General features: G+C 68.6%; 19 protein-coding genes. 8 read left to right on the forward strand and 11 right to left on the reverse strand.

The features are described 5' to 3' along the window. The 4 genes from INT51_RS03660 to INT51_RS03675 form a co-directional block, all read right to left on the reverse strand. On the reverse strand, nt 1–143 hold a 143-nt coding region (locus INT51_RS03660), incomplete at its 3' end, for a leucine zipper domain-containing protein (protein WP_193103860.1). 274 nt (nt 144–417) lie between these two features. Beyond that, nucleotides 418–855, reverse strand: a complete 438-nt coding sequence (locus tag INT51_RS03665; RefSeq protein ID WP_193103861.1) for a GNAT family N-acetyltransferase — start codon at nt 853–855, stop codon at nt 418–420. A 112-nt stretch (nt 856–967) separates the two neighbouring features. Beyond that, a complete protein-coding gene (locus INT51_RS03670; protein ID WP_193103862.1) occupies nt 968–1,201 on the reverse strand; it encodes a hypothetical protein in 234 nt (77 codons plus the stop codon). A gap of 175 nt (nt 1,202–1,376) precedes the next feature. Next, nucleotides 1,377–2,777 carry a hypothetical protein gene (locus INT51_RS03675; protein WP_226831938.1) on the reverse strand — a complete coding sequence of 467 codons (1,401 nt, stop codon included), beginning with the start codon at nt 2,775–2,777 and terminating at the stop codon, nt 1,377–1,379. Nucleotides 2,778–2,921: 144 nt separating this feature from the next. On the opposite strand from INT51_RS03675, the gene INT51_RS03680 reads away from it, so the two are divergent. Both INT51_RS03680 and INT51_RS03685 read left to right on the forward strand, forming a co-directional pair. After that, nucleotides 2,922–6,842 carry a phosphodiester glycosidase family protein gene (locus tag INT51_RS03680; protein WP_193103863.1) on the forward strand — a complete coding sequence of 1,307 codons (3,921 nt, stop codon included), beginning with the start codon at nt 2,922–2,924 and terminating at the stop codon, nt 6,840–6,842. Nucleotides 6,843–6,883: 41 nt separating this feature from the next. Further along, nucleotides 6,884–7,624 (forward strand): TSUP family transporter, encoded by a 741-nt coding sequence (locus INT51_RS03685; RefSeq protein ID WP_193103864.1) that lies wholly within the window; start codon nt 6,884–6,886, stop codon nt 7,622–7,624. Between the two features lie 68 nt (nt 7,625–7,692). On the opposite strand, the gene nagE is transcribed toward INT51_RS03685, so the two are convergent. Next, a complete protein-coding gene (gene nagE, locus INT51_RS03690; RefSeq protein ID WP_193103865.1) occupies nt 7,693–9,624 on the reverse strand; it encodes an N-acetylglucosamine-specific PTS transporter subunit IIBC in 1,932 nt (643 codons plus the stop codon). Between the two features lie 197 nt (nt 9,625–9,821). Further along, complete coding sequence (locus tag INT51_RS03695) at nt 9,822–11,525, reverse strand: sodium:proton antiporter (RefSeq protein ID WP_304502067.1); 1,704 nt, start codon at nt 11,523–11,525, stop codon at nt 9,822–9,824. A gap of 349 nt (nt 11,526–11,874) precedes the next feature. Here INT51_RS03695 and INT51_RS03700 point away from each other — a divergent pair, with 349 nt between their 5' ends. The 5 genes from INT51_RS03700 (at nt 11,875) to INT51_RS03720 (ending at nt 17,193) form a co-directional block, all read left to right on the forward strand. Continuing rightward, entirely contained in the window at nt 11,875–12,456 is a 582-nt protein-coding gene (locus INT51_RS03700; RefSeq protein ID WP_193103866.1) for a small multidrug efflux protein, read from the forward strand. Nucleotides 12,457–12,511: 55 nt separating this feature from the next. Then, a complete protein-coding gene (locus tag INT51_RS03705; protein WP_226831939.1) occupies nt 12,512–13,762 on the forward strand; it encodes a DUF418 domain-containing protein in 1,251 nt (416 codons plus the stop codon). Nucleotides 13,763–13,960: 198 nt separating this feature from the next. After that, a complete protein-coding gene (locus tag INT51_RS03710; protein WP_193103867.1) occupies nt 13,961–14,497 on the forward strand; it encodes an HNH endonuclease in 537 nt (178 codons plus the stop codon). A 258-nt stretch (nt 14,498–14,755) separates the two neighbouring features. Continuing rightward, complete coding sequence (locus tag INT51_RS03715; protein WP_193103868.1) at nt 14,756–16,291, forward strand: UDP-N-acetylglucosamine 1-carboxyvinyltransferase; 1,536 nt, start codon at nt 14,756–14,758, stop codon at nt 16,289–16,291. A gap of 179 nt (nt 16,292–16,470) precedes the next feature. Beyond that, nucleotides 16,471–17,193, forward strand: a complete 723-nt coding sequence (locus INT51_RS03720) for an MgtC/SapB family protein (RefSeq protein WP_193103869.1) — start codon at nt 16,471–16,473, stop codon at nt 17,191–17,193. A gap of 89 nt (nt 17,194–17,282) precedes the next feature. On the opposite strand, the gene INT51_RS03725 is transcribed toward INT51_RS03720, so the two are convergent. After that, nucleotides 17,283–18,416: a Gfo/Idh/MocA family protein gene (locus INT51_RS03725; RefSeq protein ID WP_193103870.1), complete on the reverse strand. Its 1,134-nt coding sequence runs from the start codon at nt 18,414–18,416 to the stop codon at nt 17,283–17,285. Further along, nucleotides 18,413–19,237: a sugar phosphate isomerase/epimerase gene (locus INT51_RS03730; protein ID WP_193103871.1), complete on the reverse strand. Its 825-nt coding sequence runs from the start codon at nt 19,235–19,237 to the stop codon at nt 18,413–18,415. Before INT51_RS03730 ends, INT51_RS03725 begins: the two co-directional genes overlap by 4 nt. 118 nt (nt 19,238–19,355) lie before the next feature. Here INT51_RS03730 and INT51_RS03735 point away from each other — a divergent pair, with 118 nt between their 5' ends. After that, nucleotides 19,356–19,979, forward strand: a complete 624-nt coding sequence (locus tag INT51_RS03735) for a TetR/AcrR family transcriptional regulator (protein ID WP_193103872.1) — start codon at nt 19,356–19,358, stop codon at nt 19,977–19,979. Here INT51_RS03735 and INT51_RS03740 read toward each other — a convergent pair. From INT51_RS03740 to INT51_RS03750, 3 genes are read right to left on the reverse strand one after another with little or no spacing between them, the layout of a single operon-like run. Then, nucleotides 19,969–20,826 carry an ABC transporter ATP-binding protein gene (locus tag INT51_RS03740; protein ID WP_193103873.1) on the reverse strand — a complete coding sequence of 286 codons (858 nt, stop codon included), beginning with the start codon at nt 20,824–20,826 and terminating at the stop codon, nt 19,969–19,971. The genes INT51_RS03735 and INT51_RS03740 overlap by 11 nt on opposite strands. After that, a complete protein-coding gene (locus INT51_RS03745; protein ID WP_193103874.1) occupies nt 20,823–21,764 on the reverse strand; it encodes an ABC transporter ATP-binding protein in 942 nt (313 codons plus the stop codon). Before INT51_RS03745 ends, INT51_RS03740 begins: the two co-directional genes overlap by 4 nt. After that, nucleotides 21,761–22,768, reverse strand: a complete 1,008-nt coding sequence (locus INT51_RS03750; protein WP_193103875.1) for an ABC transporter permease — start codon at nt 22,766–22,768, stop codon at nt 21,761–21,763. The genes INT51_RS03745 and INT51_RS03750 overlap by 4 nt, the downstream gene beginning before the upstream one ends. Nucleotide 22,769: the final 1 nt, after the last annotated feature.

Consider the following 22,769-nt stretch of genomic DNA (forward strand, 5'->3'; position numbering starts at 1 on the left):
TAGCGGTCGGCCCATTTCTTCGCCGTACGGGGCGCGACCATGAACATCTTCGCCGCGGTCGCGTAGGTCCACCCGTCCTCGACGACCAACCGAGCCAGCCTCAGGCGTGTGCGAGGGGTCAGGACAGCGTTAGCGTGGGACATGAAGACCTCCGGTCGGTGGAGCGGTGAACTAGACAGCTCCACTCCACTACCGGGGGTCTTCCCTTGTCATCTCGACTCACCGCCTCGCGGCGGGACAACCTCCCTGGACATCACAGCTAGGGGCCAGAGGAGCGAGACGTCATCGATCAATCGCGCCCCGCACGACGAATCGGCCGGTCGGGCTCTGCGGTTCGGCACGGGAACTGCTCCCAGTCCCACGAGTCGGGCCGGCCGACCTCCCGCCCCGGATGCAGGGTCGGTTCACGCTCCATGCTCATCGAGGGCGCAGCTCCAGCCAGTCGTCCGCCCCCTCGAGCTCTTCCCATCCCGCCGCCTCGTAGAGCCTGCGGCCCTCCTGTGAGGCCTTGAGCGCGATGCGTCGCAGTCCCATCGTCGCGAGGTCATCGAGCATCCCCTCGATCAGTGCCTGGCCCAGCCCCTGTCGGCGGTGGGCGGGGTCCACGATCACGTCGGCCAGCCAGGCGAAGGTCACCTCATCGGTGACGACGCGGGCGTAGCCCACCTGTGATCCGGTCGCGACCTCGTACATCCCGTAGTTCCGGGAGGTCTCCAGGATCCGGTCCTGCGCGGCGCGCCCGCGACCCTGCGCCCACGAGGTCTGGGTGGACAGCAGTCGATGGATCCACGGCGCATCGAGCCGGGCAGTATCGGTGGAGAACTCATACGAGGAATCTGAGTGGACGACATTCATGCAGCCATGGTGCCGTGCAGGAGCTGGCGCCTTGCCGTCCCGTCCACGTCGTGGTCCGGGCGACCAGGGCTGCTCAGCACCGCGTGTGCCCTGGTCGTGGGGTTGTCACGAGTCAGCGCCCACCGTCGCGGGGCGCTGTTCCTCGACGCAGCCGGCGAGCTAGTAGGAACCGGCGGACAGCGTCGCCGCACAGGGCAAGTCCGATCACCACGATTCCGAAACCGGCGAGAGTGTTCTGTTCAAGCTGGATCCCGTCGAGAGCCCACGCCAGGCCGAGGAGGATCACCACGCCGGCCACCAAGAAGGCCTGAACTGCGTCGAGTATTCGGGCGGTACTTGCTCGCACGCCTTACTCCCCCGCTCCAGGAAGGTCCTGATGGCGTGCCGGCCACGAGGCCGGCGTCTTGGCGAGGAAGGCGAAGCTCAGCACTCGATCATTCCTCCGGTACGGGGTCGTCTCACCGATCCGCGTCATATCACGACGTCTCTCTACTGGTCTCTCGTCTGGTTCTGGTCTCTCGTCAGGGTCTCGCGGCGCCGCGCGAGCCCTGGTCCTTGATCAGCGCGATCAGCGCCACCATCACTGCGGAGGAGCCCCGGTAGCGTTCTCCATCGCGTTCGAGAACGCCGATGTCAGCCAGGTCGGTGAGGTCGTGCTGGACGGTGAACAGTCGCGTGACCTCGTCGCGGTCCCACTCCCCCGTGGCCGGGTCAAGCGGTATCTGCGGTCCAGCGGTGTCATCGGTGAGCGCCGCGCCGAGGCTCAGGCCCGAGGGCCCGCACGCCGCCAGGAGCGCGGCGATGGTGTCGGGCATTCCGCGGAATCCACCGTCCTCCGCGTCACGGGCATCCTTGCCGAACAGGGCCGCCGTCAGCACGGCGTGGCCGAACTCGACGAAGCCCTCGGGATTCGAGGCGGTCGGCACGAAGGGCACCGGGCCTGTCTCGCGGCGCACCCTCCCGCCGTCGCTCTCCAGCCAGCCGCCGTCCAGCAGAGTCATCCAGGGCCCAGCGATCTCGGGGTGATCCCACATGCTGCGCACCGGCCCCGGGGTGCCGATCTGCACGAGCAGGAATGCGACGTCCTTCCGGCCGAGCGCACCGGTGCCGGTGATCCGGTGTTCGTCCTCGCCGAGGAACTCCAGGATCTCCACGGCGTGACGCACGAAGGCGTTGTCCGTGTAGGCATGAGGGTCCTGGCTCACGTCGAGGTCTGCCAGCGCGATCCCCTCATCGTCCTCGGGATCGGGAAGGAACCAGGGCCAGGAGGTGCTCGCGTGCCCGTCGGCCTGGGCTGCGCTGACGGCTGCGTCACGGTCGAAGGGCACGGTGGGGGCACTCAGGCGACCGGTGTCGCTGAGCTCGACCCGCTCGTCGTCGGGGAGCGAGTTGTACCAGTGCATGTACCCAGCCAGCTCCTCGTCGTCCTCGAGGTCGATCCCGAGGGTGAGGCCGTGGCCGAGGATGTTGGTGGAGAACGAGCGGCGGGAGGGGTCATCGGCCGCCTCGAGGGTGGCGAACTCCAGGGCATCGAGCATCATGGGCGCCGTCTGAGGGCTCATCGCCTCGGAGTCCCAGCGCCCGGTCTCCCGCAGATAGGTGAAGAAGCGACCCAGCGTCGGGACCATGTCCATCGCCTGCTCACGCGCCTGGATCACCGTACGCGGCACGACCTCGGTGAGCAGAGCGGTGGTCTGCTCCTCGGTCCACCTCCCCGGTTCCGGACTGCCCTGCTGCTCGGCCTTCAGGCGCAGCAGCGTCTCCAGCGTCTGCACCTCGGTGGCGGCCGGCGCGTCCTCGTCGGCAGTCAGGCGCCAGGTCCCGTATTCGGACAGCACGAGCTCCCGGTCCCGCTGCCACTTCTGCCTGGTGGCCGGATCCGGTTCCCGCGAGGAGCGTCCATGATGCTTCTTCTGCGACATCCCTCCAGCATGACGGTGTCGGGCCCATCCGGCCACCACGGCGCCCCGAACAGGTTCATCGGCAATTCACCGGATACCCCTGCCCCGTTGCGTTCGGCCCTCTAGGGTGAGAGCGCTCCCACTCCCTCGTCCCTTGGATTCGTGATGGCCGTCCCCGCCTCGCCCGCCGCCCCGACCGCCCAGACCGCCTCGATCCACCCGAGCAGCCCGGCGAGACTCCTCGCACTGCTCGCCGCGCTCGCGCTGCTCACGCCCTCGGTGCTCGCGCTGCAGAGCCTGCAGGCGCCGCCCGCCGCTGCCGAAGTCACCGACGCGCAGCTCGCCGAAGGCGGTGTGCTGCGCGACTCCCGCAGTTACCGAGTCGCCCCCGGGCTGGACCTCACGAACTTCTCCCGCCTGGAATCCGGGGGCTGGAACGAGGGCAGCGTGCTCACCGCGGACCTGCGCGAATCGAGCCTGTCGATGGACGTGGCGCACGGCGGCCAGGTCACCGGCCGCGCCCCGCTGCAGGACGTGATGGCCTCGGGACCGAGCGGGGACAAGGCGGTCGCGGCCGTCAACGGCACCTTCTTCGACATCAACCACTCCGACGCACCGATCTACACCTCGGTCTCCCAGGACGGCGTCCAGATGGGCTCACCCACCCCGCGTCCCGCCTTCACGGTCGCCGACGGGCAGGCCGCCGTGCAGGCCCTCTCCGCGACCGGCACCCTCACTGTCGAAGGCGATACCGCCCACGAGCTGGCCGGGGTGAACAATCCGTCGATCTCGGAGGGCGGAATCGGCCTGTACACCGCCGCCTGGGGCGATTACACACTGGATCGGCCCGTCGGCGCCCCCGAGTCGCCTGCGACCACCGTGGCCCGCGCGACCGTGGTCGACGGTGTGGTCACCGAGGTCAGCGGCCTCCAGGACATCGCCGGAGATCCCGAGATCGCCGACGGCGAGCAGGTGCTGCTGGGTCGAGAGGGCGGGGCCGAGGCAGTCGCTGCGCTCGAGGTCGGCCAGGAGGTTCAGATCGAGGTCGGCCCCAGCGAGGACGTGGATCTCGGGATCGCCGGGTCCCATCAGATCCTCGCCGACGGCGAGGTGCCCGAGATGGGCGAGGACTCCCTGGTCACCGGCGAGCATCCTCGCACCGCGGTGGGCGTCTCGAAGGACGGCTCGCAGTTGTTCGTGATGGTCATCGATGGTCGCACCACCGCCTCGCGCGGCATGACCCTCCCTGAGGCCGGGAAGATCCTGCGAGACATGGGTGCCCACAATGCGCTGAACCTCGATGGTGGTGGCTCCTCGGCGCTGGCTGCCCGCACTGCCGGTGCCGAGAGCTCGGCCATCTGGAACAGCCCGTCGGACGGTGAAGTGCGAGAGGTCCCCAACGCCCTCGTCTTCTATTCCGATGCCCCGACGCAGGAGCTCGGCGACGTGCAGATCACCCGTTCCCTCGAGGAGGAGGACTCCGCAGCGGTGTTCCCGGGCATGCAGCGGACCCTGAAGGGCACCGGCCTGGGCGCGAATCTCGAGCCGGTGATGGCCGATGGGTCCTTCACGGCCGACGGACCGCTGGAGATCGTCGCCTCCGACACCGAGGGCGCGATCGTGCAAGGCACCGAGCGGGGCACGGGCACGCTGACCTACGCGGCCGGCGGGCATGAGGCAGGCACGCAGCTGCGGGTGCTCGGTGACCCTGTCGGTCTGCAGGCCAGTGAGCGCTCGCTGAACCTGCCCAGCACCGAGGATTCTGCGGAGCTGACGCTGTCGGGGTACGACGCCGACGGTCAGCGCACCCGGATCGAGGCCGGCGACGTGGAGGTCAGCGTCGAGGGTGGTTTCACGGTCTCCGACGACGGCCTGGGCACCTGGTCCCTCACCGCCACCGGCGACTCCGAGACCGGCTCAGTCACCTTCACCGCCGGCGATCTGTCGACCACCGTCGCACTCACGCACGGCATCGAGGTCCAGCAGGTCTTCGATCTCTCCGATCCGACTGCCTTCAGCACTGACGCCGCTCGGGCCACCGGCGCCATCTCTGCCGCTGAGGGCCCGCCGGGCGTGGACGGCGCTCCCTCCCCGGCGATCGGGATGGCCTACGACTTCGCCTCCGCCACCGCCACCCGAGGTTTCTACCTGGTGGCGAATGATCCGGTGACCGTGGACGGCACCGCGCTCGCCTTCTCGATGGACGTGCGCGGCGACGCCAGCGGCGTCTGGCCGCGTCTGCAGGTCACCGATGCGCACGGCACGGTCACCAACCTCGACGGGGACCACATCACCGAGGAAGGCTGGCGCACTGTGCAGTTCAACGTCCCGGAAGGGCTCGCGCAGCCACTGACCGTCGAACGGGTACGGATGATGGAGACCCGACCCGAAGCACAGTACGAGGGGGACATCGCGATCGCGAACCTCGAGGCCATGACCACCCCTGAGGCGGAGACCCCGGCCCAGGCTCCGGTCCGTGATGCGGCACTGCTGGCCCAGGGCAGCGTGGAGGAGCGTCCGCAGCAGATCGCCGTGATGAGCGATGCCCAGTTCATCGCCGCCGATCCGACCAGCGGCGCCGTCGACGGAGCCCGTCGCACTCTGCGCGAGATCAAGGACGCGGAACCCGATCTGCTGGTCATCAACGGCGACTTCGTCGACGAGGCCTCCTCGGAGGACTTCGAGCTCGCCCAGCGGATCCTCGACGAGGAATGGGGCACGGACATCCCCTACGTCTATGTCCCGGGCAACCACGAGATCATGGGCGGGGACATCTCGACCTTCGAGGCCGCCTTCGGCCCCGTCACCACGCAGCGGAACCTGGGCCGCACCAAGGTGGTCACCCTGAACACCTCCACCGGCTCCCTCGCAGGAGGCGGGATCGACCAGATCGCCGAGCTGGAGAGCACCTTGGCGGAGGTCGCGCAGTCCGACAACCTCACCGGCATCACCGTGTTCTTCCACCACCCGCCGACGGACCCGCTGGCCAGCAAGACCAGCCAGCTCGGCGATCAGCGCGAGGCACGGGCCCTCGAGGAAACCCTCGCCGAGTTCCGGCGCTCCTCCGGGAAGTCCGCCGCGCTGATCAACGGGCACGTGGGCGTCTTCCACGGCGCCGCCGTCGAGGGGGTCACCACCCTCATCAACGGAAACTCCGGCAAGGATCCGGCCGGGACCCCCGAGACCGGGGGCTTCACCGGCTGGACCATGCTCGGGGTGAACCCGGGAGCCGGCACGGTCGGCGAGAACCCCTCCCCGCAGGATCGGGTGGACTGGCTCGCTGCGGAGACTCACCCGTGGGTCGACGAGATCTCCCTGTCGGCTGCGCAGCAGCTGAGCGTCGGCGGGGTCGCAGACGTGTCGGCGACCTTCACCCAGGACGACCGCACGATACCGGTCGCCTGGCCGGTCACCGCTCAATGGGGAGGCCAGGGCGTCCAGGTCGACGGCGGGTCCCCGTCCGCTCCGGCCGACGGCGCGCAGATCCGGGCGGTCTCGGCCGGGGATGCCCCGGAACAGGCCGATTCCAGCGCCGTGGTGCGCGTGAACCCGATGACCGGGGAGATCACGGGGCTGCGCCCGGGCACCGCGACGGTCCAGGTCACCGTCAACGGCCGCACTGCTCAGAGCACCGTCGTGGTCGCCGGCGACGAGCCGGGCCCGACTCCGCAGGAGCCCGAGCCCGAGGAACCCGGCGACGGCGACGAGGAGGCGCCCGGCGAGGGCGGGACACCTGGCGACGACCAAGCACCCGGAGATGGGGAGTCACCCGACGCTGGGGGGAACCTCGGCGAGGACGACGGTTCCGGCGGCGCCGGCGACCCCGGGGACAGCACCTCGACCGCACCTGAGCCGGACGAGGGAGACGGCACCGCCCCGGGCCTCCCCGCGGGCGCCTCCGACAATGCATCCGACGACGCCGGCGCCAAGACAGACGGTGGCGACGGATCCCACGCCCCGGTATCCGCCGAGAGCGCCGGCCCACTCGCCCGGACCGGCGCGGAGGCCTGGCCGGTGCTGCTGGGCGCGCTCGCTCTGATGGCGCTCGGCGGCGGCGCGCTGTATCTCGCACGTCGCCGCCGGTGAGGCTCGCAGGCACCGAGCGCGGCGAGCCGTAGCCTGGGCCGATGACCGAACCGAGCATCCTCATCACCCTCGGTCTGGCCTTCGCCACCCTCGTGGGCGCCATCGCCCAGCGCTCCACGGGGATGGGTTTCGCCCTGCTCGCCTCCCCGTTCCTCGTGCTGGCGCTCGGGCCGCTCGAGGGAATCCTGGTGACCAATGTGTGCGGCGCGCTGTCGGCCCTGCTGAACCTCGCTCTGGTGTGGCGGGACATCGACTGGCCGCGCGCGGCGGTCCTGGTGCCGATGGGCGTGGTCGGCGTCATCCCCGGGGCGATCGCCGTGGAGCTGCTGCCGGCCCCTCCACTGATGATCTCGGTGAGCGTGGTGGTCGTCGTCGGCCTCGCGGCGACCATGGCGCTGCGCGGCCGTTCCCTGCCGAACTCGCGGCCCCTGGCCGCCGCGGGGGGCCTGGCCTCCGGCTTCATGAGCGTGACGGCCGGCGTGGGCGGCCCTGGTGTGGTGGTCTATGCCCGCGCCACGAACTGGTCGCACCACCACTTCGCGGCCACCGCGCAGGTGCAGTTCCTGGTCCTCAGCCTCGTCTCGCTGGGGGCGAAGCGCGCGCTGCCCACCCTCGCGCTCAGCCAATGGGGAGTGCTTCTGGCAGCCCTGCTGATCGGCCTGCTGCTCGGCAACCACGTCGCACCGAAGATCGAACCGGAGACCGCGATGCGCCTGGTGATGGTGCTGGCGATGATCGGCGCACTGCTCGCGCTGGGGCGCGGGCTCGTCGTCCTGCTCTGACCTCGAGGCTGTGCACACGACAGCGGCCGCCCGGATCACTCCGGGCGGCCGCTGCACGAGGAAGGGACTCAGACCAGTTCGATCTGCGCGTCCTTGTCATTGAGCACGATGATCGGAGTGATCGTCGGGTGCCCGGCAACGCGGATGGCCGAGAGGTCCGCGCGCAGCAGCGGCGTCCCTGCGCCCACGCGCTGACCGGGCTCGACGAGCGTGGTGAAGCCCTCGCCCTTCATCTGCACGGTGTCCAATCCGACGTGGATGAGCAGCTCCGTGCCGTCATCGAGCACGAGCGCCACGGCATGACCGGTCGGGAACACGTGCCCGATGGTGCCCGCAGCGGGGGCGACAACCTCGCCGCCGGTCGGTTCGATCGCGACGCCCGGTCCCATGATCCCCTGGGCGAACGTGGGGTCGGGGACCTCGGACAGCGGGACGACGGCGCCGGCCAGCGGCTGACGCAGCCGCACCAGGTGGGTGGTGCGCACCGCGGTGGCGGTGCCGCCCTCGGACGCAGCCTGCTCCTGGACCACTGCTGTGGCATCGGTGACCGGCTCGGCCTTCCCGGTGATGATCCGTTCCATCGCATCCTTCACGAACTGGACGCTGGTGCCGTAGATGACCTGCACGGACTGGCCACCGGGCTTCATGGTGCCGGCGGCGCCGGCACGCTTGAGCGCGGACTCGTCGACCTTCGTCGTATCGGCGACCTCCATGCGCAGTCGGGTCGCGCAGTTCTCGAGGTCGACGATGTTCTCCTTGCCGCCGAGCGCGACGAGGAACGCGGTCGCGGTGGCGAGGTACTTGCCCTCACCGTTGGGCGTGGCGGCCTCGTCGTCCTCGATCTCGCCGTCCTCACGGCCAGGGGTCTTCAAGTCGAACCGCAGGATGATCGCGCGGAACACCAGGAAGTAGACGACGAACCAGAAGATGCCCATCAGCGGGATTGCCCACGGATTCTGTGCCATCGGGTTCACCCAGCCCAGCACCAGGTCGATGAAACCGCCGGAGAAGCCGAAGCCCATACGCACCGGCAGCAGTGCGCTGATGCCCATGGAGATACCGGTGAACAGGGCGTGGACCACGTACAGGCCCGGCGCCAGGAACATGAAGGAGAACTCGAGCGGTTCGGTGACTCCCACGAAGAACGAGGCGATGGCGCTGGAGAGCAGCACACCGGCGGCGACCTTGCGGCGAGTCGTCCTGGCCGTCACGTACATGGCGAGCGCGGCGCCCGGCAGGCCCAGCATCATCACGGGGAAGAAGCCGGTCATGTACTGGCCGGTCACGCCGTAGGTGCCGGTGGCGTCGAGGAAGTTGCCGAGGTCGTTGATGCCTGCCACGTCGAACCAGAACACGGAGTTCAGGGCGTGGTGCAGGCCCAGCGGGATCAGCAGACGGTTCAGGAAGCCGTAGATGCCCACGCCGAGCGGGCCGAGCGTCAGGATGAACTCGCCGAAGCCGACCAGGCCGGTGTACACCAGCGGCCAGAGGAAGAACAGCACCAGCGCCACCAGGATCGAGACCCCTGCGGTGACGATGGCGACGGAGCGTCGACCGGAGAAGAAGGAGAGCGCGTCGGGCAGCTCCGTCTCCTTGAAGTGGTCGTACGCCCACGCGCCGATGAGACCGCAGATGATGCCCACGAAGACGTTCTCGAGGTTGGTGTAGGCGGGGTTGACGGCCTCCTCCTCGATCCCCCGGAAGAGCGCGACGTTCGCGGGGCTCAGCAGGGTCGTCACCATGAGCCAGGAGACCAGGCCGGCCAGGGCCGAGGTACCGTCGGGCTTCTTGGCCATACCGATCGACACACCGATCGCGAACAGCAGCGGCAGGTTGTCCAGGAGTGCCCCGCCGGCGACCTTGAAGATCACACCGACGAGGTTCTCCTCGTTGCCGGTCGCGGTCAGGATCCAGTAGCCGATGCCGCTGAGGATCGCGGCGACGGGCAGGACGGCCACCGGCAGCATCAGGGATCTACCGAGTCGCTGGAAGAACTTCATGAGGGCCTCTCGACGTCGAGAGCACACGGATCATGCCGACGGCGGTGCCGGCCTGTGGGCTCGTGGGGACGGCGGTCATTGTGCCTCGTCGTGCCGCGTGGAGCGGCTATCAGCCGGAGCGGACATGACCGATACCGCATCCGGGCGGCGCTCGAGCACCGTCCCCGGGCGCCGTGCGGGACGTTCTGAGGAGTGCGTCACGCTTGCGTGAACCGCACGCTCCCCTGGTCCAGCCTCTTCTGCGCCGTGCGAATCGTGGTCGAATCGTACGAGCCCGTGGAGCGCGCCTCGTTGAGGGCGTCCTGCTGGGCATCGAGGATCAGCTGCATGAGTTCGGGGTACTGCGCTCTTACTGGGTCGGCGTCCCGCTCGCGATTCTGCGGATCGGTGATCCGAGCGTGCATCTGGCGGGCTCTCTCGAGCACCTCCGGAGCGAAGGGTTCTCCGTCACGACGGCGCAGATCGGGGTTCCCCAGCACCTGGCCGACGGCTGCCTCGTTGACCTCCAGGAGCAGCAGGCTCAGCTCACGATGGGCCTTCTCCTCATCGGTGCCGCGGATGCCCAGCACCCGGATCAGCATCGGCAGGGTGCCGCCCTGCCCCACCAGGGTCACCAGGGCGACCACGAAGGCCACCAGGATCAGCTGCGTGCGATAGGGGAAGTCGGTGGGCAGCGACTGGGCGGCGGCGAGGGTGACCACCCCGCGCATACCGGACCAGGCCAGCACGGCTCCGCCGCGCCATCCGAGTCCGTTGCCGGCATAGAAGCGTGCGTCCGCGTGGCGGCGCTGCAGCCAGCGTTCGATGCGCACCCCGCGAGGGTGCTGCTGGAACCGCTCGTCGGTCGAGACATGATCGAGGGCCGCCCCGAACCGCTGAGCCTTCTTCTCGTGGTCGGGCCGGCGCCTTCGCGCGGTGAACACCACGGGGATGACGAAGCCGACCCGGATGATGCCGAGCAGAACGGTCACGGCCAAGCCCACCCACACCGCGTTCCACACCGACAGTCCCACGTTCTCGACGTCGGCCACCAGAGTGCGCAGCTGCAGGCCCATCAGCAGGAACACCCCGTTCTCGAGCAGCAGCTGCACCGTCAGCCAGTTGGTGCGCTCGGCGTTGCGGTCCTGGACGCTGAGGCGTCGTACTCCGCTCGCGCCGGTGACCAGTCCCGCAGCGACCACAGCGAGGACGCCGGAGGCATGGGCGAGCTCGGCCGGCAGGAATGCGATGAACGGGACCACGAAGGAGATCGCGGTGGTGAGCGCCGGTTGGTCGATCTTCGAACGGATCCGCACCGACAGGACACCGACGACGCCTCCGACCGCGATCGCCACCACGACGGCGTAGAAGAAGTCCCCGGCGGCCTGCCAGAACGAGAAGGCACCGGCAGTCGCCGCCACCGCGGTGCGCAGCAGCACCAGAGCCGTCGCGTCGTTGACCAGACCCTCGCCCTCGAGGATCGTCAGCAGGCGCGGGGGCAGGCCGAGGCGCTTGCCGATCGAGGTGGCGGCGACGGCGTCGGGCGGGCTGACCACAGCTCCGACAGCGACGGCGGCCGCGAAGCTCAGTTTCGGGAAGATCGCCCACAGCAGCACCCCGATGCCGAACGCGGAGACCAGCACGAGTACCACGGACAGCGCGCCGATGGTCTTGAGATCACGACGAAAGTCCATCACCGGCATGTTGACCGCCGCGGAGTACAGCAACGGTGGCAGCACGGCGGCGAGGATGAGCTCGGGTGGTGGCGCGATCGGCGGCGTCCCCGGGATCAGACTCACGGCGAGGCCCACGATCACCAGGATGATCGGTGTCGCCAGGCCCAACCTGCTGGAGAAGTACGACGCCGCGACGATGATCAGCACGGCGAGCACGGCGACGATCTCGAACTGCTCCAGTCCCACGGTGTGTCCTCACGCTCGCTCTCGGATCCAGCCGCGCGCGCGAGCCGGTCGAGCGGCGGCGTGCCCGGTGGTGACGCCCAGCTTCGCAGCGGCGTCGGACAGATATTTTCACATCGCCCCCCTGGACGAGGTGGATGAGGGCGGCGAACTCGGCGACACGCTCGCACCGTGACCCCGCGCAGAAGGGGTCGCTCTCACCGATTCGTATGAGATCTGTCAGATCGAATCCGTGAATCGGTCACGGGAAGTGCTGAGAGACCGCTCTACTGCGGGCAGTGCGGGACGACCAGGCTGAGTACATCGAATCCACCGGGTCGCCAGACGGCCCACCGCTCCTGAAGGAGACAGCATGAACCCCTACGAAGGCCTCCAGAACCTCGTCGACCAGGTGCCCGCACTCATCCAGCCGTTCATCGTGGCGCTGGCCGGCATGGTCCCGTACATCGAAGGAGAGGGCTCCGCAGCCCTCGGAGTGCTCGCCGGGCTCAACCCTGTCATCGCCGCGGTGGCAGGCGCCGCCGGCAACATCCTCATCGTGTTCATCATCGTGCACTTCGGAGACCGACTGCGGTCCGCGATCGTGGGCCGACGGGCCCGGAAGGCCACCGTCGGCTCCCGTGTCGAGGTACTCGCCGGTGCTCCGGCGGACCACTCCACGGGCGGCATCACCGCGGACGAGCAGGACCGTGCCCCGGCGACGACGCCCTCCAAGGGTCGTGACCGGCTGATGCGTTGGGTGGTGCGCTTCGGCGTCCCCGGCGCGAGCCTCATCGGGCCGCTCGCCCTGCCCACCCACCTGACCGCCGCGACGCTCGTGGCCTCCGGAGTTCGCCGCAACTGGGTACTGCTGTGGCAGGTCATCGCGATCGTCCTGTGGACCGCGGCGGTCACCCTGGCGACCACCGGCGTCCTCACCGTGCTCGTCGGCTGATCGGCTCCCCGCACCCCCGCCCCGCACGACGCACCACTCAGGAAGGACAGCCGTCATGACCTCCGCTCCAGCTTCCCCACCCGTCGCCGTGCTGCCCACCCAGCCCACGCAGGCCGCCGCACCGACTCCGCTCGCCCAGCGTGCCCTCGCCCCGGATCTCGCCCGCGGGATGATGCTGCTGCTCATCGCCCTGGCCCACGCACCGTGGTTCCTATACCTGTCCCGCGTGGGCGACAGCCAGATGCATCCGGCCGAGGGCAACCTCGCCGATCGCCTCGCACAGGCGGTGAACATCGTGATCGTCGACGGGCGCACGCACACGATGTTCGGTCTGCTGTTCGCGTACGGGATCGGGCAGATGTACGCCCGCCAGACCTCCCGCGGCGGCCCGGAGAGCGAGATCCGCGGCACCCTGCGCCGCAGGCATCTGTGGATGCTGGTCTTCGGCCTCGTGCACGCGGCCCTGCTGTGGCAGGGCGACATCCTGGGCACCTACGGGCTGATCGGCCTGCTCATGATGCCGCTGTTCTTCCGCCGCTCCGATCGGACCCTCGGGATCTGGATCGGCGTCCTGCTGGTGATCGGCGCCGCCGCCATGGCGGTCTCGACCGTGAGCGCGCTGTACGCACCGGCCGAGGGCGCCGGCGCGATGGCCGCCGAGATGCAGCGCGCGAGCCTCGCCGAGCCGAACTACCTCCTGGCCGGCGGTGTGCGCATCCTTCAGTGGCTCGTCGGCCTGATCTCCGGGGTCGCGACCCTCGCGCTGCCGACGGTGTTCCTCATCGGACTGCTCGGCGCCCGGCATCGAGTCCTCGAGGAGCCGGAGCGCCACCTGTCCCTGCTGCGCTGGGTCGCCGGGACGGGCATCGGAGCCGGATGGTTCGTCGGAGGCGTCCAGGCGTTCGCGCACATCGGGGTCCTGGAACCGCGGACGGCCGCGGTCATCGCACCCCTGCACTTCTTCGTGGGCATCTTCGCGGGCGTGGGCTACGCCGCCCTCTTCGGCCTCATCGCCCACCGTCTCCGGAACCATCCCGCCCGCCGGAGCCTCCCGGTGCGCGGGCTCACCGCCCTGGGACGGAGGTCCCTCAGCGGCTACCTCGCACAGTCCCTGGTCTACGGACCACTGCTGGCCGCCTGGGGACTGGGGCTCGGGGCTCACCTGTCGAGCTGGTCGGTGATGGTGATCGCGATCTCCGTCTGGCTGTTGAGCATCGCCACGGCGCTCGCGCTCGAGCGCGGCGGCAGGCGCGGCCCCGCCGAGGTGCTGCTGCGTCGGTTGAGCTACCGGCGACGCGCCCGGTGAGATCTGTGGCACATCGAATTCTTGGACTGTGCAGGTGCAGGTCACCTCGATGTCAAGCAGTCGGTGGACGATGCATGGAGGACAAAACAGTGGAATCTCGTCGCTCGGGGCGCAAGACTGCAACTGCTCGGTCCTCGAGCTCCTCCTGGCGACCGGGCCGACGCGTGACCTCGCGTCCGGCGGAAGGAGGTGGCAGAGATGTCCTCGGTCAAGGTGTACAACCTGGGATACGACCTGGAGACGGGCATCGGCGAGCTCTTGCACACCACCACCGTGCGCCATGCCTTCGGGATGATCCGCCGCGAGGTGGCCGATCCCGTCGAGCTCACTCTGGTCGAGGACCGCATCATTCCCACGGCGCTGGAGCTGACGCGTGAACTCAGCGGCGCGTGGGTCGAGGGCGCCGGCCAGCGGTCCGTCGGCTTCTCGTTCCGGGCGATCCACGAGCGCGACCACTGGACCTGCGTCTACTGCGGCCGCAGCGTCTCGAAGACTCCCGCCTGCGAAGCCCTTCTGGCGACGGTGGACCACATCCAGCCGATCTCCCGCGGAGGCGAATCCTCCTGGCTGAACCTGGTCTGCGCCTGCAAGGAGTGCAACAACCGCAAGGCAGATCGCACGCCCCAGGAAGCGGGTATGGACCTGCGCTTCGAGCCTTACGACCCGGCGCGCGCCTACCGCATCGGCGGGTACGTCGAGCTCCTGCCGGTCCTGACAGCGGCGGCCTCGGTCTGACCTCATCCCGGTACCGGCCCGGAGGCGGCCGTGGGCACTCGCGCGCGCTGGACCATGTGGCACTGGACGCAGGAAGTAGCCACCCGCCCTGCCTGGTGCGACGCTGGAGACCTGCGGACCGATCCCGGATCCTCCTCGATCTCGGCGCCGGCCGCACGCTCCCCAGGAGGTCGTCACACCGTGGCGCAGCCACGAGACGTGACGAGCGCCGCACCCACCCTGGGAGTCGTTATCTCATATGTGAGATACGTTCGGTCCATGACCGAGAACGAGAACTATCTGGCCCGCATCGGAAGCCTGATCCGGGATGCCCGGCATCATTCCGGGTACACGCAGGCTCAACTTGCCGCGGATCTGGGCACTAGCCAGAGCGCCATCAATCGGATCGAAAAAGGACAGCAGAACTTGACTCTCGACATGCTCTCGCGGATCGGCACCACCTTGGACTCCGAACTGGTCGGCATGGGCGCCTCCGGCCCCAGCCACCTGCGCGTGGAAGGGCAGGCGACGCTCTCCGGCTCCATCGAGGTCAAGAGCTCCAAGAATGCCGGCGTCGCACTGCTGTGCGCGTCGCTGCTGAACACCGGCACCACCGTGCTGCGCAAGGTTGCGCGCATCGAGGAGGTCAATCGTCTGCTGGAGGTGCTCACCTCCATCGGGGTCAAGGCCCGCTGGCTGAACGAGGAGAATGATCTCGAGCTGCAGGTCCCCGAGCAGCTCGACATCGCCTCGATCAACGCCGAGGCCGCCCGCCGCACCCGCTCGATCATCATGTTCCTGGGGCCGCTGATGCACCGCGCCCAGCAGTTCCAGCTCCCCTACGCCGGCGGCTGCGACCTCGGCACCCGCACGGTGGAGCCGCATATGACGGCGCTGCGCCCCTTCGGCCTCGACGTCGTCGCCGCCGAGGGTCATTACCAGGTCACTGCCACTGCCATCGCCGAGTCGCGTCGGCCCATCGTGCTCACCGAGCGCGGCGACACCGTCACCGAGAACGCCCTGCTGGCCGCAGCCCTGTCCGAGGGCGAAACAGTCATCCGCAATGCGAGCCCGAACTACATGGTCCAGGACCTGTGCTTCTTCCTCGAGAAGCTCGGCGTCGAGATCGACGGCATCGGCACCACGACGCTGCGCGTGCGCGGGAGGTCCGAGATCCGCACGGACGTGGAGTACGCGCCCAGCGAGGACCCGATCGAGGCCATGAGCCTGATCACCGCCGCGATCGTGACCCGTTCGAGCATCACCGTGCAGAGGGTGCCGATCGAGTTCATGGAGATCGAGCTGGCGATCCTCGAGGAGATGGGATTCCGCTACGACCGTTCTGAGGAGTACGTGGCCCGCAACGGCCAGACGCGCCTGGTGGACATCACCACGCACCCCTCGGACCTCAAGGCTCCGATCGACAAGATCCACCCGATGCCGTTCCCGGGGCTGAACATCGACAACCTGCCGTTCTTCGCGGTCATCGCGGCGACCGCCGAGGGCCAGACGCTGCTGCACGACTGGGTCTACGAGAACCGCGCCATCTACCTCACCGAGCTCAACAAGCTGGGCGCGAAGGTGAAGCTCATGGATCCGCACCGCGTGCTGATCGATGGGCCCACGCATTGGAGCGGGGCCGAGATCGTGTGCCCGCCGGCCCTGCGCCCGGCCGTGGTGATCCTCCTGGCGATGCTCGCCTCGAAGGGCACCTCGGTGCTGCGCAGCGTCTATGTCATCAACCGCGGTTACGAAGATCTCGCCGCGCGTCTGAACAAGCTCGGTGCCCGGATCGAGACATTCAAAGACATCTGAGCCCTCTGAGGCATCTGAGCCCTCTGAATCTGCTGCATTCGCACACCCTCAGGGCGCGCCATCCGCTGCCTCGTCGTGAGATTCCTGCCACCCCTCTGTACGCTTGACCGCGTCGCGAACACGTCCTCTCGAGTCCTCGCCAGGAGTGACGCGACAAGATACGCGGAGGCAGCAACCCTATGGAACCGCTGGTCGGTCTCCTGACGACCTCGAGCGCGGTCGAAGCTCAGCTCCTGGTCGCGACCTTCGTCCTGTGCTCTTTCATCGGTGTCGAACGACAGTTCCGCCAGAAGGCGGCCGGGTACCGCACCCATGTCCTGGTGGGCCTCGGGTCGTGCAGTTTCACGCTGGTCTCCGCCTACGGGTTCTCCGCGGTGCTCGGCAGCGAGGTCACGCTCGACCCCTCGCGCATCGCCGCCCAGATCGTCTCCGGCATCGGCTTCCTCGGCGCGGGGGTGATCTTCAAGGGCCGTAATGTCGTGCGCGGACTGACCACGGCGGCGACCATCTGGGTCGCGGCGGCGGTGGGTATGGCCTGCGGCGCCGGGATGCTGTCTCTGGCCATCGTGCTCACGGCACTGCACCTGGTGACCCTGTTCCTGGTCGCGCCCCTGATCCGACGGCTGCCCGACCCTGATCGCAAGCGACTGCTGCGGATCACCTACTCCGACGGCGCCGGCGTGCTTCGTGACGTCCTCTCCACCGCCACCGCCACGGGTTTCACCAGCTCCTTCGAGAGCAGCCGACGCATCGTCGAGGATTCGCGCCGCCTGGTGGTGATGGACATCCGTTTCATCGGCCGGCCTCCGATGCGCGCTCTGATCCCGGAGCTGATCTCCCTGGACGGCGTGGAGCGGGTCGTTCTGAAAGAAGCCGTCGACGATGACGACGAGTCAGACTGAGGGCCTTCTGCGGGCCGTCCGACGCAGCAGCCCCCGCCACCATCCCGGATCAGCGGGGGTGACGGGGGCTGCCGCGCGTGAGGCGTCGGTCAGAGTGTGCTGGCGAAGGGGTCGAATCCCTCCTGGACCAGCGGCACCTCGGCGACGGAGCTGTTGACGGTGACGAACTCTCCGGAGGCTGCGGACTCCTCGGCCGAGAGCATCACGTCGAGCACGTGGTAGCCGAGCTCGCCGCTGGCCACGTGCGGGCGGTCCTCGGCGATCGCGCGGACCATGTCCAGCAGACCGGTGCCGCGACCTGCGACGACACCCTCCTGCGGGATCTCGATCCACTCCTGCTCCGGGGGCTGCTCGCCGAAGGAGTCGAAGGGCTTCACGTAGGCGATGCGACCCTCGAACATGTTCGGGTCGGGTACCACGAGCGAGCCTTCGGTGCCGTGGATCTCCACGACGCCCTGGCGGGCCAGCGGCGAGTCGAAGCTGACCAGGGAGGTGCCGGTCTGGCCGGCCTCGAACTGGGTGAGCACGGAGATCGTGGAGGGCACCTCGACGGGGAAGGTCTCCCCCGCGTTCGGGCCCACCTGGATCGCGCGCTCCTCCTTCGCCTTCAGGCCCACAGCCGCGACCTTCTCGACGGTGCCGAACAGGCTCACCAGCGTGGTGAAGTAGTACGGGCCGATGTCGAGCAGCGGGCCGGCGCCCTTGGCGAACAGGAAGCCGGGGTTCGGGTGGAACACCTCGGGACCCTGGTACTGCATGGAGGTCTGCGCGAACAGCGGGCGACCGATGGTGCCCTTGGCGATCTCGCGCTTGGCGGTCTGGACGCCCGGGCCGAGCACGGTGTCGGGCGCGCACCCCACCCGCAGCCCGGCTGTATCGGCCGCCTTGAGCAGTGCCGAGGTGGACTCGCGGTCCAGGCCCAGCGGCTTCTCGGTCCACACATGCTTGCCGGCGGCGATCGCCGAGGCGGAGATCTCGGCGTGCACGGCAGGGATCGTGAGGTTCACGACGACCTGCACACCCGGGTGGTCCAGCACGTCCTGCGCGGTGCCCCAGGCGGCGATTTCGTGCTTCTCGGCCTGGCTGCGGGCACGATCGGTGTCGATGTCCCCGAGCACGAGCACGTCGACGTCCGGGAAGGAGCCGAGATGCTCGAGGTAGGTGTCGGAGATGACGCCGACGCCGATGACACCGATACCGACGGGTCCGGTGGAGGCGCTCATGCTGCGAGGCCGTTCTCGATGAGGAAGGTGTAGCTGTCGGCGATGTCCTCGAACACGTCGCCGGGAGCGTTGTCGTACTCGATGACGGCGTACTGGAGCGCGGTCGCGGCCTGCAGCGCCTCGATGGTGGGCACCTCGCCGTCGCCGGCGTGGCGCTGGTCCAGGCTCGAGGAGTCGAACTTCGGCGCATCGGGGGCGAAGGGGTTCGAGGCGGGCGCAACGCCGTCCTTGACGTGGATCGCGGCGAGGCGGTCGCCGAGCTTCTTCACGAGGGCCACAGCGTCCTGCTGGCCGGCCAGCGCCCAGAACAGGTCCAGCTCGATCACGACGGAGGGGTCGACGAGGTCCAGGAAGAGCTCGTAGGCGGTCTGGCCGTCGAACGAGGCCACGAACTCCTGGGCGTGGTTGTGGTAACCGACGCTCAGACCGAACTCCTTGGCCTTCTCGGAAGCGGCGTTGAGGCGATCGGCGATGTCCTTCACGCCGTCCTCGGTGAGCCAGCGGTCGGCGGCGACCATCGGCTCGATGACGGTCTTCATGCCGATCTCGGCGGCGGCCTCGAACACGATCTCGTTGGCCGGGGTGGGGATCGAGCCGTCCGGGGTCCACAGCTCGTCCGAGAGCAGCGGGGCGTGGCCGGTCGGCGAGGTCAGGCCGGCCTTGTCGAGGGCGGCACGGATCTCCTTCGGGCGGCGCACGAAGTCGAAGGCCTCGACGGTGCGCAGGCCGATGCCGGCGAGCTTGTCGAGGGATCCGTTCATGTCCGCCGAGAAGTCGGAGGCCAAGGAGTAGAGCTGGATGGAGGCGATGGGCAGGGCCACGGCGAACCTTCTTTCTGGCGTCTTTCACCCGCTATGCCGCACGTCACGGTGGGGGCGTTGGGGAAACGCTAGCACGCAAAGCCTCCACATGGAGGTTTTGTCCCGGTAGCATCTGCACATGTCCCCCGATGAAGCCAGCGCCGTCGCCGAGCCCGCCGTCATCGGCCGCGCCGGCTCGTACTCCAAAGGCGTGGCTCGACGCCAGGAGATCCTCGACCGCGCCATCGAGGTGTTCCGCGAACGCGGGGCCGACGGGACGTCGCTGCGCCGCATCGCGACAGCCATCGGCGTCTCGCACGCCGCGCTGCTGCACTATTTCGATTCCCGAGAGCAGCTGCTCGTCGCGGTCTACGAACATGCCGAGTCCAAGCGGGACACCGCCAAGATGTACACCGACATCTCCGCCCTGGACGTGCTGGTCAAGGCGGCCATGATCAATGTCGAGGTCCCGGGGATGGTGGAGCTGTACACGACGCTGGTCGCCTCCTCGCTCGCGGCCGAGGGCACCCCCTCGAACGAGTTCTTCTCCGCCCGCTTCGCCCGCATCCGTGAGGAGCTCACTGACCGTCTGAGCGCGGAGCAGAGCGCCGGCCTGCTGCGTCAGGATGTGGATCCCGCCGATATGGCGGCCCTGCTCATCGCGGCGTCCGACGGACTGCAGATCCAATGGCTCCTCGAGCCCTCGGTCGAGCTGGAGCGCACCTTGGAGACCTTCGCGGTCCTGCTGGCACCTACGACTTGAGACTGCCCCGCAGATCCGGCACGTCGGACAGCAGGCGCCGGGTGTAGTCGCCCTGCGGGGAGAAGATGACCTCCTCCGTGGTGCCCCGCTCGACGACTTTGCCGCGCTCCATCACCGCGACCCTGTCGGCGAGGTAGGAGGCCTGGCCGATGTCATGCGTGATGAACAGGACCGTCAGGCCGAGGTCGTTCTTCAGGTCGTGGAGCACGTTGAGCACGTTCACCCGCAGCGTCGCATCGAGCATGCTGGTGGCCTCATCGGCCAACAGCACCGTGGGGCGCATCATCAGCGCTCGCGCCACCATGATGCGCTGGCGCTGACCGCCGGACATCTGGTGGGGGAACTTGTGCAGCGCCTCCTTGGGTTTCATATCGACATAGCCGAGGCATTCCTCGATGAGGACGTCCGCCTCGTCCTTCGGGACCTGGGCGAGGGACAGGCCACGTCGCAGCAGGGACCCGACGGTGTAGAACTGGTTGAAGGACGCGAAGGGGTCCTGGAAGACCGCCTGCACCTCCGTCCAGTACTTCCGCAGCCCGCTCCCCTTCAGGTGCGTGACGTCCTGATCGCGGAAGGTGATGGTGCCGGCGGTGACCGGCATGAGGCGCAGCAGCATCCTCGCCAGCGTCGACTTCCCGGAGCCGGACTCCCCCACCACGGCCAGGACGCTCGATTCGGGGAACTCGAGGCTGACATCGTCCACCGCCGTGATCTTCGACCCCGCGACGCTGAACTCCTTGGTCACGTTCTGGCAGGAAAGAAGGATCTTGCCCTCCGTCGTGCTGCGGGTGATCATCTCCTCCTGGGGCGTGCGCTCCTGGGGTGTGCCCGTGTTCGGCTGGCTCATGGCTTCCCCACCTCCTCGGTGGTCGTGGCCGATTCCTCGGCCGTGGTCGTCGTTGCCTGCGCGGCCGAGCGCCGGGCCAATCCGCGTCTGCGGGTCTCCTGGCTCGGGTCGAGCACCGAGGACAGCAGCGTGCGCGTGTAGGGGTGCTGGGCGTTCTCGACCAGCTGCCGGGTGGGGCCGGATTCGACGATGCTGCCGGCGTTCATGATCGCCAGCTTGTCCGAGACCTGTGAGAGGACCGGCAGATCATGGGTCACGAAGACGATGCCGGACATGATCCGCTGTTCGACCATCGCCAGGAGCATCTCGACCAGCATGCGCTGGCTGGACACGTCCAGGGCTGAGGTGGGCTCGTCCGCGATCAGCAGACGGGGATTCTGCAGCGTGGAGATCACCGTGATCATGCGCTGCTTCATCCCCCCGGAGAGCTGATGCGCGTACGAATCGAGCACCCGCACCGGCATCTCCAACATCTTCAAGCGGTCCCGAGCCAGGTCGAGCGACTCGTCCTTGGTGATCTTCGGGTCGTGGGCGCGCATCACATCCCGCACCAGGCTGCTGATCCGCAGCGTCGGGCTGATCGAGTTCATCGCGCCCTGCGGGAGCATCGAGACGGTCCGGCCGCGGTAGGGCTGGTGCCTCTTGAGATCGGCGGTCGACAGGGTCGACAGGTCGATCGTCTCCCCGTCGATCTCGAGACTGCCGGACAGCACGTACAGCGGCGGGGTGGCGATCATCGCCAATGCATTGCCCAGCGTCGTCTTGCCGCAGCCGGATTCCCCGGCCAGGCCGAGGATCTGTCCCTCGCCGAGCTCGATCGAGACCCCGTCGACGGCCGTGAAGTCCTCTTCACCACCCCCGTAGACGCACCTGATGTCCCGGGCGCGGGCCAGGATTCCCGGCGCCGAGGTGGACGGCTTCATACCCTCGGTGCTCATGACGGGCCTCCTGCTCTGGTTCGATCGGGTGGGGAGACGGTCGAGGCGTCGACAGTGCGGTGCTGCGCCAGCGAACGCGCCTCCTCGGCGCGGCGGGCCGCGGCCTGCTTCATCTGCTTGCGCTTGCCCCGACGAAGTCGCGGGTTGAACACCTCGTCGAGGCTGGCCTGCAGCAGCAGGAACCCGAAGGAGACCAGGGTCAGCACGATCGTCGGCGGAAGGAACGCCCACCAGGCGCCGCTGGCGACGGCCTGGAAGGCCAGTGCCCAGTGCAGCTGGGTTCCCAGGGAGTTGGCCCCGGAGGGGCCGAGGCCCAGCATCGACAGCGCTGCCTCGGCGAGGATCGCGCCGGCGACCTGCAGCACGAAGGCCATCACGGCGTACGACAGGATGTACGGCAGGACGTCCTTGAGCAGGATCCCGGGCAGTCTCGCCCCGGAGAGCCGGGCCACGTCGATGTGCTCACGGGTGGCGACCGATGAGGCCTGGGCGCGCACCGCCCTGGCCGTCCAGGGCCACGAGGTGATCCCGATCACGATGGCGAGCGACCAGATGGTGCTTTCGGGCAGGGACATCGAGATGAGGATCAGCACGACGATCGAAGGGATGGCCAGCACCACGTTGGTGACGCCCATCAGGAGCTCCTCGAACCAGCCGCCGACATACCCGGCCAGCAGACCGACGCTCACGCCGATGGTGGTTGCGACGGTCCCGGCGACAAGCCCGATGATCAGCGAGGTGCGCGTGCCGGCCATGAGCACCGCGAGCACGTCGTGCCCGAAGTTGTCAGTGCCCAGCAGCAGACCGTTGCCCGGTGCGTCGTAGAGGGAGCCCACCTTCTCCCCCGGTCCGGTCGGATAGACCAGCCCGAACAGGCCCATGGCAATGACGAAGGCGACCAGGACCAGGGAGACCCAGAACCGGGCGGAGAAGTTGAAGGAGCGCAGCGTGTTCGCGCGAGGGGCGGCCGTCTCTTCGGCCATGGAGGAGTTCACAGTGGACATG

This window comes from Brachybacterium sp. FME24, assembly GCF_014897705.1.
Taxonomy (GTDB): domain Bacteria; phylum Actinomycetota; class Actinomycetes; order Actinomycetales; family Dermabacteraceae; genus Brachybacterium.

Coding starts and splice junctions, on each gene's coding strand:
- INT51_RS03745 (WP_193103874.1), bottom strand. CDS start 21,764: ATGAGCACCGAGGGTATGAAGCCGTCCACCTCGGCGCCGGGAATCCTG.
- INT51_RS03710 (WP_193103867.1), top strand. CDS start 13,961: ATGTCCTCGGTCAAGGTGTACAACCTGGGATACGACCTGGAGACGGGC.
- INT51_RS03715 (WP_193103868.1), top strand. CDS start 14,756: ATGACCGAGAACGAGAACTATCTGGCCCGCATCGGAAGCCTGATCCGG.
- INT51_RS03665 (WP_193103861.1), bottom strand. CDS start 855: ATGAATGTCGTCCACTCAGATTCCTCGTATGAGTTCTCCACCGATACT.
- INT51_RS03740 (WP_193103873.1), bottom strand. CDS start 20,826: ATGAGCCAGCCGAACACGGGCACACCCCAGGAGCGCACGCCCCAGGAG.
- INT51_RS03735 (WP_193103872.1), top strand. CDS start 19,356: ATGTCCCCCGATGAAGCCAGCGCCGTCGCCGAGCCCGCCGTCATCGGC.
- INT51_RS03750 (WP_193103875.1), bottom strand. CDS start 22,768: ATGTCCACTGTGAACTCCTCCATGGCCGAAGAGACGGCCGCCCCTCGC.
- INT51_RS03675 (WP_226831938.1), bottom strand. CDS start 2,777: ATGTCGCAGAAGAAGCATCATGGACGCTCCTCGCGGGAACCGGATCCG.
- INT51_RS03700 (WP_193103866.1), top strand. CDS start 11,875: ATGAACCCCTACGAAGGCCTCCAGAACCTCGTCGACCAGGTGCCCGCA.
- INT51_RS03720 (WP_193103869.1), top strand. CDS start 16,471: ATGGAACCGCTGGTCGGTCTCCTGACGACCTCGAGCGCGGTCGAAGCT.
- INT51_RS03705 (WP_226831939.1), top strand. CDS start 12,512: ATGACCTCCGCTCCAGCTTCCCCACCCGTCGCCGTGCTGCCCACCCAG.
- INT51_RS03685 (WP_193103864.1), top strand. CDS start 6,884: ATGACCGAACCGAGCATCCTCATCACCCTCGGTCTGGCCTTCGCCACC.
- nagE (WP_193103865.1), bottom strand. CDS start 9,624: ATGAAGTTCTTCCAGCGACTCGGTAGATCCCTGATGCTGCCGGTGGCC.
- INT51_RS03680 (WP_193103863.1), top strand. CDS start 2,922: ATGGCCGTCCCCGCCTCGCCCGCCGCCCCGACCGCCCAGACCGCCTCG.
- INT51_RS03725 (WP_193103870.1), bottom strand. CDS start 18,416: ATGAGCGCCTCCACCGGACCCGTCGGTATCGGTGTCATCGGCGTCGGC.